The sequence below is a fragment of the Arthrobacter sp. C9C5 genome, from assembly GCF_013359735.1.
Lineage (GTDB): Bacteria > Actinomycetota > Actinomycetes > Actinomycetales > Micrococcaceae > Arthrobacter.
Window position 1 is genome coordinate 20,168 of sequence record NZ_JABFMX010000020.1, and the last position, 14,641, is coordinate 34,808.

At 68.3% G+C, this 14,641-nt stretch carries 13 protein-coding genes; 9 read left to right on the forward strand and 4 right to left on the reverse strand.

Features of this window, described 5'->3' with window-relative positions:
• Positions 1-379: 379 nt before the first annotated feature.
• A complete protein-coding gene (locus tag HNO80_RS14910) occupies positions 380-2,785 on the reverse strand; it encodes an ATP-binding cassette domain-containing protein (RefSeq protein ID WP_175323639.1) in 2,406 nt (801 codons plus the stop codon).
• A 162-nt stretch (positions 2,786-2,947) separates the two neighbouring features.
• Here HNO80_RS14910 and HNO80_RS14915 point away from each other — a divergent pair, with 162 nt between their 5' ends.
• Genes HNO80_RS14915 through HNO80_RS14925 form a run of 3 tightly spaced genes read left to right on the forward strand, consistent with a single transcriptional unit; the run spans position 2,948 to position 6,065 of the window.
• Complete coding sequence (locus HNO80_RS14915) at positions 2,948-4,195, forward strand: type III polyketide synthase (RefSeq protein WP_175323640.1); 1,248 nt, start codon at positions 2,948-2,950, stop codon at positions 4,193-4,195.
• 11 nt (positions 4,196-4,206) lie between these two features.
• On the forward strand, positions 4,207-4,923 hold the full coding sequence (locus HNO80_RS14920) for a class I SAM-dependent methyltransferase (protein WP_175323641.1): 717 nt from the start codon (positions 4,207-4,209) through the stop codon (positions 4,921-4,923).
• Positions 4,920-6,065: an FAD-dependent oxidoreductase gene (locus HNO80_RS14925; RefSeq protein ID WP_217500974.1), complete on the forward strand. Its 1,146-nt coding sequence runs from the start codon at positions 4,920-4,922 to the stop codon at positions 6,063-6,065. The genes HNO80_RS14920 and HNO80_RS14925 overlap by 4 nt, the downstream gene beginning before the upstream one ends.
• 15 nt (positions 6,066-6,080) lie before the next feature.
• Here the strand turns inward: HNO80_RS14925 and HNO80_RS14930 are convergent, their stop codons facing one another.
• Entirely contained in the window at positions 6,081-6,485 is a 405-nt protein-coding gene (locus HNO80_RS14930) for a nuclear transport factor 2 family protein (protein ID WP_175323642.1), read from the reverse strand.
• 66 nt (positions 6,486-6,551) lie between these two features.
• Between HNO80_RS14930 and HNO80_RS14935 the strand changes: the two genes are divergently transcribed.
• Together HNO80_RS14935 and HNO80_RS14940 are read left to right on the forward strand one after the other, a co-directional pair.
• Positions 6,552-7,523, forward strand: coding sequence for a hypothetical protein (locus HNO80_RS14935; protein WP_249777379.1), 972 nt, complete (start codon positions 6,552-6,554; stop codon positions 7,521-7,523).
• A gap of 9 nt (positions 7,524-7,532) precedes the next feature.
• The gene (locus tag HNO80_RS14940; RefSeq protein ID WP_175323643.1) at positions 7,533-8,228 is read left to right on the forward strand and encodes a peptide deformylase; all 696 of its coding nucleotides are present in this window, start codon (positions 7,533-7,535) and stop codon (positions 8,226-8,228) included.
• 9 nt (positions 8,229-8,237) lie between these two features.
• Here the strand turns inward: HNO80_RS14940 and HNO80_RS14945 are convergent, their stop codons facing one another.
• Positions 8,238-10,316, reverse strand: coding sequence for a S9 family peptidase (locus HNO80_RS14945; RefSeq protein WP_175323644.1), 2,079 nt, complete (start codon positions 10,314-10,316; stop codon positions 8,238-8,240).
• A gap of 110 nt (positions 10,317-10,426) precedes the next feature.
• On the opposite strand from HNO80_RS14945, the gene HNO80_RS14950 reads away from it, so the two are divergent.
• The 4 genes from HNO80_RS14950 to HNO80_RS14965 all read left to right on the forward strand — a co-directional run bounded on the left by HNO80_RS14950 (position 10,427) and on the right by HNO80_RS14965 (position 13,674).
• Positions 10,427-11,296 (forward strand): methyltransferase domain-containing protein, encoded by an 870-nt coding sequence (locus tag HNO80_RS14950; RefSeq protein WP_175323645.1) that lies wholly within the window; start codon positions 10,427-10,429, stop codon positions 11,294-11,296.
• Between the two features lie 125 nt (positions 11,297-11,421).
• On the forward strand, positions 11,422-11,907 hold the full coding sequence (locus HNO80_RS14955; protein WP_175323682.1) for an NfeD family protein: 486 nt from the start codon (positions 11,422-11,424) through the stop codon (positions 11,905-11,907).
• Positions 11,908-12,030: 123 nt separating this feature from the next.
• A complete protein-coding gene (locus HNO80_RS14960; protein ID WP_249777380.1) occupies positions 12,031-13,002 on the forward strand; it encodes an SPFH domain-containing protein in 972 nt (323 codons plus the stop codon).
• A gap of 324 nt (positions 13,003-13,326) precedes the next feature.
• Positions 13,327-13,674: an RNA polymerase-binding protein RbpA gene (locus HNO80_RS14965; protein ID WP_026266329.1), complete on the forward strand. Its 348-nt coding sequence runs from the start codon at positions 13,327-13,329 to the stop codon at positions 13,672-13,674.
• A 72-nt stretch (positions 13,675-13,746) separates the two neighbouring features.
• Here the strand turns inward: HNO80_RS14965 and HNO80_RS14970 are convergent, their stop codons facing one another.
• On the reverse strand, positions 13,747-14,484 hold the full coding sequence (locus HNO80_RS14970) for a polyprenol monophosphomannose synthase (RefSeq protein WP_175323646.1): 738 nt from the start codon (positions 14,482-14,484) through the stop codon (positions 13,747-13,749).
• Positions 14,485-14,641 lie beyond the last annotated feature (157 nt).

Sequence of the window (14,641 nt, forward strand, 5' to 3'; positions counted from 1 at the left end):
CTGGCCATTAGCGGCTATCTGAACCGCAATTTGCTCCATAATGCTGCTGCGTCGTCCCACCATGCAGGCTGGATGCCACCCCGCCACAGCCCTCAGCCGAAAATCGGACTGGCTGGGAGCCCGGGACAGTAGGGAAGCTGCGTGTAGGCAGGGCGCCTGCTGGGGAGGCATGCATATGCAAACAATGTATCGGGAGAAAGTCCGGCGCCACTTCAGAGGCTACTCCCCCGGCCATTTCTTAAATTATCATTTATATTTCATTAGCATAAACTATATGTTACTAAATCGACGTCCGCTGTGCAGTTTATGATGTGCAATATAGGTAGAGAACTTATCCAGTATTCATGCCGCAACTAACTGACCCAGGCACAGCCCGCGCTCACTTCCCGACGTAAGCCGCCAGATGCTCCCCCGTCAGCGTGGACTTCGCCGCAACCAGCTCGGCGGGCGTGCCCTCGAAGACGATCCGTCCGCCGTCGTGTCCGGCGCCAGGGCCCAGGTCGATGATCCAGTCCGCGTGCGCCATGACCGCCTGGTGGTGCTCGATGACGATCACGGACTTGCCGGAATCGACCAGCCGGTCCAGCAGGCCGAGGAGGTTCGCGACGTCGGCCAGATGCAGGCCCGTGGTCGGTTCGTCAAGGACGTAGACGTCCCCCTTCTCCGCCATCTGGGTGGCCATCTTGAGCCGCTGCCGTTCGCCGCCGGAGAGCGTGGTGAGCGGCTGCCCCAGGCTGAGGTAGCCGAGTCCGACGTCCACGAGCCGGTCGAGAATCTTGTGCGCCGCCGGCGTGCGGGCCTCCCCGGCGCCAAAGAACAGCTCGGCCTCGGTCATCGACATCGCCAGGACTTCAGCGATGTTGCGGCCGGCCAGCTTGTATTCCAGCACCGACGCCAGGAACCTGCGGCCCTCGCAGTCCTCGCAAGTGGACTCGACTGTGGCCATCACGCCAAGCTCCGTGAAGATGACGCCCGCGCCGTTGCAGGTGGGGCAGGCGCCTTCGGAGTTGGAGCTGAACAGCGCCGGCTTGACGCCGTTGGCCTTCGCGAACGCCTTGCGGATCGGCTCAAGCAGGCCCGTGTACGTCGCAGGGTTGCTGCGCCGTGAACCCTTGATGGCGCCCTGGTCGATCAACACCACACCGTCCCGGCCGGCCACCGAGCCCTGGATCAGCGAGCTCTTGCCGGATCCGGCCACGCCCGTGAGCACACACAGCACGCCGAGCGGGAGGTCGACGTCGACGTCCCGGAGGTTGTTGGTCGACGCGCCGCGCACCTCAAGCGAGCCCGACGGCGTACGCGCCGTTTCCTTAACCATCGCCCGGTCGTCCAGGTGGTGGCCGGTGATGGTGTCACTGCCCCGCAGTCCCTCCACACTTCCTTCGAAGCAGACACTGCCGCCCCCGGTGCCCGCGCCGGGACCAAGATCAATGACGTGGTCGGCGATCGCGATGGTCTCCGGCTTGTGCTCGACGACGAGCACCGTGTTGCCTTTATCCCGGAGCTGCAGCAACAGCTGGTTCATCCGCTCGATGTCATGGGGGTGCAGGCCGATCGTCGGCTCGTCGAAGACGTATGTGATGTCGGTCAGCGATGATCCCAGGTGGCGGATCATCTTGGTCCGCTGCGCCTCTCCCCCGGACAAAGTCCCCGCCGGCCGGTCCAGCGAGAGGTAGCCCAGCCCGATTTCGGCAAACGAATCGAGCAGGTGCCGCAGGCCTTTAAGGAGCGGCGCGACCGAGGGCTCGTCGAGCTCACGGACCCAAAGGGCCAGGTCACTGATCTGCATCTCGCACAATTCGGCGATGTTCTTCCCCAGGATCTTCGAGGACCGCGCCTCCTTGCTGAGCCGGGTGCCGTTGCACTCGGGGCAGGCCTGGAAGGTAATGGCCCGGTCTACGAAGGCCCGGATGTGCGGCTGCATCGCCTCGACATCCTTGGAAAGCATCGATTTCTGGATCTTCGGGATCAGGCCCTCGTAGGTGAGGTTGATGCCCTCGACCTTGATCTTCGTCGGCTCCTTGTAGAGGAGATCGTTCATTTCCTTCTTGGTGTACTTCGCGATCGGCTTGTCCATGTCGAAACCGGCACCGCTGAAGATGCGGCCGTACCAGCCGTCCATGCTGTACCCGGGGATCGTCAGCGCGCCCTCGGCCAGCGACTTGCTCTCGTCATAGAGCGCCGTGAGGTCAAAGTCGGAGACCGAGCCCATCCCCTCGCACCGCGGGCACATGCCGCCCAGGTAGACGGCGCCGTGCACCACACTCTTCTCGACCCGGCCCCCGGCTTTTTCGGTGCTCATCACCCCGCTGGCCTTCCTTGTGGGGACGTTGAAGGAGAACGCCGTGGGCGGCCCCACGTGCGGTGTCCCAAGCCGGCTGAAGAGGATGCGGAGCATGGCGTTGGCGTCGGTGGCGGTGCCGACGGTGGACCGCGGGTTCGCCCCCATCCGTTCCTGGTCGACGATGATCGCCGTCGTGAGCCCCTCCAGGAGGTCGACGTCGGGCCGCGCCAGGTTGGGCATGAAGCCCTGCACAAAGGCGCTGTAGGTTTCGTTGATCATCCGCTGCGACTCGGCGGCGATCGTGGCGAACACCAGCGAGCTCTTACCCGAGCCGGAGACGCCGGTGAACACGGTCAACCGGCGCTTCGGGATCTCAACGCTGATGTTCTTGAGGTTGTTCTCCCGGGCGCCCTGGACACGGATCAGGTCGTGGGTGTCGGCGACGTGCGGCGCCGGCAGCCGCGGGTCGGTCGGCGTGTCCGTGTTCGTCGCCATGCTCATTGTGTCTCCCTCTGTTCGGCCTTGCCGCCCCCGCGGTGTCCGACGGCGTCGCCTCGCTCGATGTGATCAGCTTAGAACAGACGATGGGGTTATCTTCCGCCGGGTCAGCCGTACGCCGTCGGCATGCATTGTCTTATCCGCCGCCCTCACTGAGAATGAACCATGACGGTCTACCTGAGGTCCCTGGAAACTGCTGTCCCGCCCACCGTATTGATTCAGTCCGAGGCCCGCGACGTGTTTGCCGCCCAGCCGGGGCTCAGCCGGCTCGGCTCCCGGCTGGTGAGCACCTGCTTCGACTCCGCCGCCATCGACACCCGCTACACCGCCGTCGGGGAGCTCACCACCGGCAGCCGGGCGGAGAATCCGCAGTTCTTCGACCCCGCCACCGGCCTGCTGCTGAGCCCCAGCACGAAAGTCAGGAACGACATCTTCGCCGCCGAAGCCAGCAAGCTCTTCATTGAGGCGGCGGACAAGGCGCTGGCGGCTTGCCCGGGCATCGACGCCCGCGACATCACCCACCTCGTCACAGTCTCCTGCACCGGCTTCTTCAACCCCGGCCCCGACTACAAGATTGTCCGTGCGCTCGGGCTGAACCCCGCGGTCCAGCGCTACCACCTCGGCTTCATGGGGTGTTACGCCGCCTTCCCGGCGCTGCGCGCGGCCAAGTCGTTTTGCGACGCGGATCCGGAGGCCGTGGTGCTGGTGGTCTGCGCCGAACTTTGTTCCCTCCACGTCCGGACCTCCAACGACCCGGACACGATCATGGGATCGGCGTTGTTCGCCGACGGCGCGGCGGCCGCCATCATCAGCGCCCGCGACATCGCGGACCAGCCGGCCCTGCTGACCCTGGACCACTTTGAAACGGTTTTGACCCCGGTTGGCGAGGAAGCGATGGCGTGGAACATCGGCGATGAAGGCTTCGAAATGGTCCTCGGCACCTACGTCCCGCACATCATCGACGACCACATCATCGGCGCCCTCGAACCGCTCTTGTCCCGGGATGCCTCGCTGCTCGGGCTCTCCTACCGGGACATCCGGCACTGGGCCATCCATCCCGGCGGCCGCAGCATCCTGGACAAGGTGCAGTCCAGGCTGGAGCTCAGCGACGAACAGCTGGTCCCGGCGCGCGAAACGCTGCGGAACTACGGCAACATGAGCAGCGCCACCGTGCTCTTCGTGATCCGGCACATCCTCGACCTCCCCGCGGCCGGCGCCGGCACCGAGGGCGACACCGGCGATGTGCTGGAGGCCGACGGCGACGGCGGGGAACGCATCTGCTCGATGGCATTCGGCCCGGGCCTCACCGTGGAGACCGCCCTCTTCACCAAGATCACCGCACCACGGGGAGCCAGGGGCGAGGCCGATCCCGAGCGCCCCGGCGTGCCCTGGCCGGCATCGGCCCTGGCCTGAGCACGGGCGCCATGGTGCTGCTGCGCACGCGTGCCCTGGACGCCGTTGAGGAGATGGACCGGCCCGACTGCGATCCGGCCAGGCTGGAACGAACCTACGCCCAGTTCGCCCTGGTGAACCGCGCCGTGTCCGGCTGGAGGGGCATCTACCGGCAGCAGCTCAAGCCGCTGCTCTCCGCGGGGTCGGCCACCACGTTGTTGGACATCGGTTGCGGCGGAGGCGACGTCCCGGTGCTGTTGTCCCGCTGGGCGGCCCGGGACGGACTGCGACTGGAGATCACGGCGATCGACCCGGACCCACGGGCCGCCGCATTTGCCGCCAGCCGGCGCACCCGTGGCGGCGTGCGGTTCCGGCGGCAGACGGCGGCGGAGCTGCTCGGCGAAGGCGCGCGCTACGACGTCGTTGTCTCCAACCATGTGCTGCACCATCTGGACGCCGGCGAACTTGCCGGTTTCCTGGCCGAATCGGCCGCGTTGAGCGCCGGCACCGTGATCCACAACGACCTCCGCCGCAGCCCGGCCGCGTATGGGCTGTTCTATGCGGGCGCCACGCCGTTCCTGGGCTCCTACATCCGGCAGGACGGCCTGACGTCGATCCGGCGCAGCTATACCGCGGCGGAACTGCGCGCGGCGGCTCCCCCGGGCTGGACCGTGCTGGCCCGCGCCCCGTTCCGCAACTTGCTGGTCCTGGACAGGACACAGCAGCGGCCTGCCGGGGCCGGACCATGACCGACGCCGTGACCGATGCCGTGATCATCGGCGGCGGCCCGGTGGGGCTGTTCATGGCTAGCCTGCTGCTGCAGCGGGGGCTGCAGGTCACGGTGCTCGAACAGCGGACCGGGCCGGAACCGCACTCGCGGGCCATTGGTATCCATCCGCCGGCCCTGGAGGCCCTGCGGCAAGTCGGCGTGGATCAGGAGCTCGTCCGCCGGGGCGTCCCGATCCGGCGCGGCATTGCCCTCAACTGCGGCACCAGGCTGGCCGAGATGTCCTTCGCCCGGGTGTCCGAGCGGTTCCCATTCGTGCTCTCCCTGCCGCAGGGCCGCACTGAGGCTGTGCTGGAGAAGCGGCTGCAGGAGCTCGACCCGGACGCGCTGCGCCGCGGCGTGCGGGTGGACGGGCTGCACGACGACGGCCGGCAGGTCACGGTGCAGGCCTGCCGGGGCGGACGGGCGGTCAGCTTCGCGGCTCCCCTTGTGATCGCCGCGGATGGGGTCCGCTCCGCGGCCCGGGCCGCGCTCGGCGTGCCCCTGCGGCGCAGGGACTACCCGGACCGCTACCTCATGGGCGACTTCGTCGACGGCACCGGACTTGGTCCCGATGCGGCACTGTTCCTGGCCAGCGGCGGGATCGTCGAGTCGTTCCCGCTGCCGGGGAAGCTCCGCCGCTGGGTGGTTCGCCTGGGTCCGGCCGCGGCCGGGAGCGCGGCCGACGCCGCGTGGCTGGCACGGGAGGTCCGGCGACGGACGGGCGTCGACGTCGACCCCGGCAGCAACAGCATGCTCAGCGGCTTCGGCGTGCGTTCCCGGCTGGCCCGCCGGATGGTGGCGGGCCGCTGCATTCTGATCGGGGACGCGGCACACGAGATCAGCCCGATCGGAGGTCAGGGCATGAGCCTGGGCTGGCTCGACGCGCTGGCGCTGGCGCCCCTCGTGCCGGCGCTCGTGGCCGGCACCCGCACCGGCCTGCCGGCGTTCGAACGGCACCGGATGCGCCAGGCCGCGAGGGCGGCGCGGCAGTCGGAGATCAACATGGCGCTGGGCCGGCCGCTCCGCGAAGGACCGCTGGCCGCACGCAACAGTGTCTTAGCCGCCGCGGCGGCCGTCCCGGCCGTCAACAGCTTCGTGGCCCGCCGGTTCACCATGCAGTAGCCGGGGCGGGAGCCCTCAGCGCGGCGTGTAGTAGCAGTCGTAGCTGTGCTGGCTGATGATCCGGCCGTCGCGCACCTCGAACACCGAGGCGGTCCGGGCCCGGATTTCGTCGCCCTTGTCCCAATGGGGCAGATTCATCAGCACCGTCGCGGACCACTCGGCCTCGAGGACCACCCGGCCGCCCTCGCAGGTGCTGCGCCGGACTTCGAAGCGCTGCCCGGAAACGATTTCGCCGCTGTGCTCGGCACCGTCGAGGACCTGGTCCCGGTTGCGGGTGGATCCCCCGGGAGCGAGCAGGTGCGGTGCCTCGGTCAGGACGTAGTCTTCGGCCAGGAAGGGCCCGAGCGCCGCCGCGCCGCCTCCGGCTTCAATGGCCCGGAGCAGGCCGAGCACGCAGTCCAGGGGTGTCGGTGAAGTCATGGACCGAGACTAGCCGAACTGCGCCTCGGGCGTGCCCGCCGCGGTGCCGCGGCCTAGACTGACCGCATGGGCAGCCTTCCCTCGACGCTCAGGCGGTCCGCCGCAGTGCTGGTCCTGCTGGCGGCGGCAGCGTGCAGCGCGGGCACAGGCCCGGCAGTAACCGGCAGCGGAGCGACGCCGGCCGCTTCCGGAAGCGGACCGCTGACCGCGGAGATCAGCCAGTTCCGCGACAACTACAGCAAGCAGATCATTGAGATCCAGCTGACCAACACCACCGGCGAGGCGGTCACCGTGCTCGCAGCCGGGCTGCGGAGTCCGCTTTTTGCTAACGAAATCAACTGGACATCGGCGCCAGCAGGGACGGAGCTGCCGCCCGGCCAGACAAAGAGCCTGCCGACCCGGTTGCCGGGCGCCGTCTGCCCAAATCCGGCGCCGCAACCCGGCGAAGCTTCGCAACCCGGCCAGCCCGCGCCGTACGGTTCAGAACCTGCAGAGCCGGGCGCCGTCGTCGAGGTCCGGGTGACGCCCGCCGCCGGAACGCCGGAAAGGACGCTCACCGCAACAGCGGCCGATCCCTTCGGAGTCCTGCCTCGGAACAACGCCGAAATGTGCGTTGCCCAGGCCGCCGTCGCGGTGGCCGGCTTCCGGCTCAGCCCCCGCCTCGAGGTCTCCGCAGACGCCCGATCTGCCGTCCTGCGCCTGGTCATCACGCCGCGAAACCCGGCCGGAGCTGGTGGTGGCAGCAGCGGGACCCTGACGATCGACAGCATCGGCGGGACCACCTTGCTGGAAGAAGACACGAGTGCGCCCTGGCCCAGCGGCCTCCGGGTGGACGCGGCCGGGCCGGTGCACGAAGTGCGGCTCGGCATCCGCCCGGCCCGGTGCGACCCGCACGCCGTGGCGGAGGACAAGGTGGGGACGCTGATCCCGCTGCAGGTCACCGTCGGCGGCCGGGAGGGGACCCTGAAGATCGACGCCGGGGCACAACTGCGGGGACGCATTTACGATTTCGTCACGTCAGCGTGCGGTCGCCAGTAGTCTGTTCCCATGTCTTCAGACACGACGAACGACGCAAACACGAACGCCCCCACCGCCGAGATCAGCACCGAGAGGATCCGGGAGACTGTCGAGGAGATCCTGAACGCGGGCGTGCTTCCGCCGATCGTCCAGGTGGGCCACCCGGTCCTCCGGCAGCAGGCGGTGCCCTTCACCGGCCAGCTGGACGACGCCGAACTCAGCCGGCTGATCGACCTGATGCGCAGGGTCATGCACAAGGCACCGGGTGTGGGGCTCGCCGCGCCGCAGCTGGGAATCCCCCTGCAGATTGCCGTCCTGGAGGACCGGTTCGACGTCGACCCGGAGGTAGCGGCGGCCCGGGGCCGGGAGCCCCTGCCGTTCTTCGCCATGCTCAACCCGAGCTACGTGCCGCTGGGCTCGGCCAAGAAGGCCTTCTACGAGGGCTGTCTGTCACTGAACGGATTGCAGGCGGCAGTGCTGCGGCCTGAATCGGTGCGGTTGGACTTCACTGCGGTGGACGGCACAGCGCAACAGCGGGACTTCACCGGCTGGCAGGCCCGCATTGTCCAGCACGAGACTGACCATCTGCACGGGATCATCTATCTGGACCGGGCCGAGCTGCGCTCCCTGAGCAGCAACGCCGAATACGCCGCCCGCTGGGCACAGCCGGACATCGAACACGCCCGGCAGGAACTGGGGTTCCTGCCGGACGAGCCTGCCGGTTAGGCCGCGGAGCTATCCCGCCGAGCTGTCGGCTGCGTTGTTCGCCGTGCCGCCCGCCGGGGCGGGATTGGCGGCCGTCGGAAGATGCCGTGACCACCACTGCAGGATCTGCTCGAATCGCTGCCGGCGGTGATGCGGTGTTCCGGACCGGGACAGTTCGTGGTTCTCGCCCGGGAAGACCAGGAAGGCAGCCTCCACGCCCCGCTGCTTGAGGGCCGTGAAGTAGCGCTGGCCCTGCTCCACCGGGCAGCGAAGGTCATCCTCGCTGTGGATGACCAGGGTGGGAGTGCGCACCTGCTCCACTCGGGCCATCGGGCTTTGCGCCGCCATTTGTTCCGCCGTGCGGCCGGTGTACTCGCCGCCGAAGAACCAGCCGATGTCCGAGGATCCCGTGAAGCTCACCGGATCGAGGAAGCCGCGCTCCACGATGGAGGCTTTGAAGCGGTGGTCGTGGCTGATGGTCCAGGCCGTCAGGTAGCCGCCGTAGGATCCGCCCATGATGCCGAGGGCCGCGGCGTCGAGTTCCTCGAACTTCTGCAGCGCCCCGTCCAGGAAGGCCAGGACGTCCTGCATGTCGACGGTGCCCATCCGCTCCTTGATGGAGCGGCCGTGGGCTTGGCCGTAGCCGGCCGAGCCGCGCGGATTGCACATCAGGACGGCGTACCCGGCCGCCGCGTAGACCTGGGCCTCATCGAAGAGCGCCCCGGTGAACTGGGCGAACGGGCCGCCGTGGATGTTGAGCAGCACCGGGTGCGGTCCGTCGCCCGCTGGCCGGACCAGCCAGCCGTGCACCGGGTAGCCGTCCCCGGACGCGAAGGTGAGCTCCTGCGGGGCGATTATTCCGGCTGCATCACGCAGCGGCGCCGAGAAGTTGCTCAGGACCCGGAGCCGGCCGCCCTCGAGGACTGCCACGTCACCGGCGGTTTCCGCATCGGCGAAGCTCAGGACCAGCGTTCCCCCGCCGTCGGCCGCGCCGCTAACCACGCGGTCGCCATCGAGCAGCACGCCGCGTTGCCCGGTGGGGCCGAACTCCAATAGTTGTACGGTGCCGCGTGCGTTATTCAGGACCAGGGCGCCGTCTGCGCCGCGCGGCTCAATCCCGCCGCCGCTCAGATCCGTGGTCTCCGGATCGCTGAGCAGGACAGCGTCCCCGCCGCCGGCCGGCAGGACGTAAAGCGCCGTGTTGCGGGCCACGAAGTCCCTACCCTCGACGCCGAGGTCCTGCGCCGAGAAGTACAGCCATAGGCCGTCCCGGCTCTGCCGGACGGCGGTGACGGAGAGCCGCCCGGTGTTGCCGAGTGGCACGGACTCGGGGCCCTCTCCCCCGGCTTCGGGATCAACCGGAATCCGGTAAATGCCGCTCACCAGGTCCTCGTCGCTGCCCTCGTGCAGGGCGGCGGTGAAGTACACGGCTTCGCCGTCGGCGCTGTAGCTGGCACCGTTGTGGTCCGTCGCGGCTGTGGTGAGCTGACGCGCCTCCGGCAGACCTGCGGCAGCCGTGCCACCTTCTGCGGCCTTGGCGGCCTTGAGTGCCCGGCCGGCCGGAGCCACCCTCGGTTCCTCCTCCAGGTCCGGGACCGCGATCACGAAGAGCTGCAGGGGTTTATCCGCCGTGTAGCCGACGCCATTCATCCGGTACTGGTAATCCGTGATCAGCCGGGCATCCTCGCCGCCAGCGGAGACACCGTCGACCGTGCCGTAGCGGCCGTCCTCGGGTGTCCTGGCGCTGAAGACGATGCTGCGCGAATCCGGGGACCAGGTGAAGGCGCTGACGCCCAGCGGCGCATCCGTCAGCACCACGGGCTCGCCGCCCGAGGCCTCGACCACGTGCAGCTGCGGTTTGCCGCCGGCCTCGGCGCGGAGGAACCCCAGCACCTGGCCGTCCGGGGAAAAATCCGGTGCGGTGTCACGGAAGCCGCGGGTCAGCCGGCGCGGTCGCAGTGCCGGATCCACCGGCACGTTCCACAACTGGCCCACGTAGGCGTCGGCGTCGAAATCGGGGCGGACCACGGCCACGACGGCACGGGAGCCGTCAGGGTGCACGGCGGGAGCCGAAACGGACTTGAGCAGGGGAAGATGTTCGGATTTCACGAGTGCGAGCCTAACCGCTGGCGCCCGTGAGGTGAAATACCTCACATCGGAACGGCGCTGCCCGGAGTCCGCGGCGGGTGCCGGAGCGCGCCGGCCCTACGATTGACTCTATGCCCGCCGCTTCCCTCGCCGCCCTCGTGTGTCCCGTGTGCCGGAGCCCGTTCACGGCAGGCAGTGGCGGACGCTCCCTGATCTGCCCCGCCGGGCACAGTTTCGACGCCGCCAAGCAGGGATACTTCAACTTCCTGACCGGCAAGGGCACCGTCTTCGAAGCGGACTCCGCGGCGATGGTCGCGGCCCGCTTCGACTTTCTGTCCGCCGGCCACTACCGCCCCCTGGCCGGGGCCGTCGCCGAACTTGCCGCCCCTTTCCTCGCCGAAGCTGGGTCCACGGTGCTGGACTCCGGCACCGGCACCGGGCACTACCTTCGCGCCCTGCTGGACCGCGTCCCGGCTGCGGCCGTCGGCATCGACATCTCAAAATTCGCGCTTCGCCGGGCGGCGCGGCTGAACCCGGAGGCGGTCAATCTCGTCGGCGACGTGTGGCAGCCGCTCCCTGTAGGTGACGACGCCGTCGACGTCGTCACCGTGGTCTTCGCGCCGCGCAACGCGGCTGAGTTTGCCCGGGTGCTCCGGCCCGGCGGCCGGCTGATCGTGGTGACACCCCGGCCCGGGCACCTGGCCGAGATCGCCGGACAGACCGGCATGCTAGGAATCGAGCCGGCCAAGGAGGAGCGCCTCGCGGCGACACTCGCCGGGCATTTCCGCGCGCACGAGGGGCGGGACCTGGACCTCGACCTGCGCCTGGCGCCCGCCGACGTCGCCAACCTGGCCCTGATGGGACCCGGCGGGCACCACCTGGACCCTGCCGCCCTGGCCGCCAGGGTGGCAGGACTGCCGCCCCGGACCGCGGTCTCCGCCCGTTTCCGGATCAGCGTCTTCGAACCGCTGGGGTCTCCGCAACAGGCCGGTAAACGATAACGACTTGGCCACGTTCCCGGGCTGATCCTGGCACTCTGCCCCCGTCCTTGCCGTCCGGCTTAGGATGGAACCACGTTACGGAGGGTCTGCGCCTGCAGGCCCGGCTGCGTGGCTAAGGGGGAATGATGTTCGACTGGCTGGCCGAAAACTGGTGGGCGTTGTGGCTCACGGTCTTCCTGGTGTTTGCCGTGGTGGAGATGCTCACCCTCGACCTGTTCTTCATCATGCTCGGCGGCGGTGCCCTGGCCGGGCTGGTCGCCGCCTTCGCCGGCGCAGACTTCTGGCTCCAGATCGTAGTCTTCAGCGTCGTCTCGCTGCTCATGATCGGCTTCGTGAGGCCGGTGGCGCTCAAGCACCTGCGCAGCAGCCCGGCCGACCAGCGGAGCAACGTCGAACGCCTGATCGGCGAATCCGCGCTCGTCATGGAACCCGTGAGCGCCAACGGCGGCCTGGTCAAGATCGGCGGCGACATCTGGAGCGCCCGCTCGGAGTCCGGCGTGCTGGCTCCCGGGCAGCACGCCGTCGTCAGGGCCATCGACGGCGCCACCGCCGTCGTCGACCCGCAGCCGAACCCGCAAACGAACCCGCTGCCGGAGCCGGGGACGCAGTAGGGCCGCGCCAGTTCCGGCCGCCCCTCGGGGCACAGTCTTCCTGTTGCCGCCACCGGCCGCAGGATCAGCGGCAGCCGGACTGCCGCGATCAGCAAAACCACATAACTGGGGAAAAGGTGATGTATGGATATCGCAGTCGCAATAGTGCTGCTGGTACTCGTTGCGTTCGTAATAATCGTGCTGGTGCGCTCGGTGCGGATTGTCCCGCAAGCGCGCGCCGGCGTCGTGGAGCGCCTGGGCAAGTACCAGCGGACGTTGAACCCGGGCCTTACCATCCTGATTCCCTTCGTTGACCGGCTCCTGCCCCTCCTCGACCTGCGCGAACAGGTGGTGTCCTTCCCGCCGCAGCCGGTGATCACCGAGGACAACCTCGTGGTGTCCATCGATACCGTCGTCTACTTCCAGGTGACCGACGCGCGGGCCGCCACCTACGAGATTGCCAACTACATTCAAGCCGTCGAGCAGCTCACCACCACCACATTGCGTAACGTGGTCGGCGGGCTGAACCTCGAAGAGGCGCTGACCTCGCGCGACCAGATCAACGGCCAGTTGCGCGGCGTCTTGGACGAAGCGACCGGACGCTGGGGCATCCGGGTCTCCCGGGTGGAGCTCAAGGCGATTGATCCGCCCCACTCCATCCAGGACTCGATGGAGAAGCAGATGCGCGCGGAGCGGGACCGTCGTGCCGCCATCCTCACCGCCGAAGGCACCAAGCAGTCCGCCATTCTTACAGCCGAGGGCCAGCGTCAGTCCTCGATCCTGAAGGCCGAAGGCGATGCCCAGGCAGCCATTCTGCGGGCCGACGGTGAGGCTCAGGCCATCCAGAAGGTCTTCGACGCCATCCACAAGGGCAACCCGGACCAGAAGCTCCTGGCCTACCAGTACCTGCAGACGCTGCCGAAGCTCGCCGAGGGAAGTTCCAACAAGCTGTGGATCATCCCCAGCGAGGTAGGCGAGGCGCTCAAGGGGATCGGCAGCGCCCTTGGCGGCACCAACCCCGACCCGCGCTCGGACGGGCCGTTCGGGACCTCGGCTGCCTCTGCCGCAACGTCGACGGAGCCGACGACGGCCGCGGGTTCCGCGCCGGAGGCCTGATCGGGACGCTGCAACCGTAGGTACAGGGGAGGCACCCGCTCCGGCGGGTGTCTCCCCTTTTTCCTGCCGCATTTTCGCTGTCGCTTCTCCCGGTCGCTTCTCCCCGACGCGCGTAACGGCTTTACCTGCGGCGCCGCTCCCGCGTATACTTGAGTATTTGTCCGGACGGTTCAGCCTGCCGGAACAATTACGCTTCGCGCGGCGTTATAACTACTGACGATTTCTGCAGTAGGGAACGCCACGCAACAAGTAGTCCGGCGAGGTCCTGGTGGCCCCCGGCTAGCGCAGGGCCCGGCCCTGCGAACCGATCATAAGGGAGAAAAGATGAGCGATCGCAGCCTGCGGGGTATGCGCCTTGGCGCACAAAGCATGGAGACCGAATCCGGCGTCGAACCGGCTCCGCGCCAGCGGGTCGAGTACCGCTGCGAGGACGGCGAGCAGGTGTTCGTGACCTTCTCCTCCGAAGCGGAGATCCCCCCGGTTTGGGTTTCGAAGACCGGCAAGGAGGCCCTGCTGGTCGACGGCGAACGCCCCGTGAACAGCAACGAGAAGGCCGTCCGCACGCACTGGGACATGCTGCTGGAACGCCGCTCCCTGCCCGAACTGGAGCAGATCCTGGAAGACCGGCTCACCATTCTGCGCGAACGCCGCGGCGAACGCCGCTCGGCCTAGCAGCCGCGCCCACGCACAAAGGCCGGACCGGCACCTCAACGAGGTGCCGGTCCGGCCTTTGTGCGTCTGATGCTATTTGCGGGCGAGCTTGCGGCTGAGGGTGTTCCAGCGGGCGGTGAGGCCCCACTTGGTGACGTTGATCATGGCTTCAACCACGATGTTGCCGCTCATCTTCGACGCGCCCAGCTCGCGCTCGACGAAGGTGATGGGACGCTCCACGATGTTCAGGCCCAGCTTGGCCACGCGCCAGGCGAGGTCCACCTGGAAGCCGTAGCCCACCGAGTCGACCGAGTCGAGGTTGAGCTTCTCCAGCGTGCTCCGGCGGAAGGCGCGGAAGCCGCCGGTGACGTCCTTGATCTTGACGCCCAGCATGATGCGGGCGTAGGTGCTACCTACGCGGGAGATGGCCTGCCGGTACAGCGGCCAGTTCACTACGCTGCCGCCCGGGACCCAGCGGGAACCCATGGCCAGGTCTGCACCCTGCTCCACTGCGTCGATCAGCTGGGGCAGTTGCTCCGGTTTGTGCGAGCCGTCGGCGTCCATCTCGACAAGGATGTCGTAGCCGGCGTCGAGGCCCCACTTGAAGCCGGCGATGTACGCCGCGCCGAGCCCGGCCTTGCCCTCACGGTGCAGGACGTGGACTTGGCCATCCTCAGCCGCGATGCGATCCGCCAGCTGGCCCGTGCCGTCAGGGCTGTTGTCGTCAACGACCAGGACGTCGGAGGCCGGCACGGCGGTGCGGAGACGCCCGAGGGTCTTGGGCAACGATTCCAGCTCGTTGTAGGTCGGGATGATCGTGAGGACACGCACAGCGAGGCCTTTCCTTGGAGGGAGCGGTCGGAGGGCCGGGATAGTCGGCAGTTAGCCGACGACAGGCACAGCTCCCCATTATAGTCAGTCAGCACGGAGAGGCCGGGCGGCCGGCCCGGGCAGGCGTAGTCCGGCGCGGACCGGCCGGGCAGGCCGC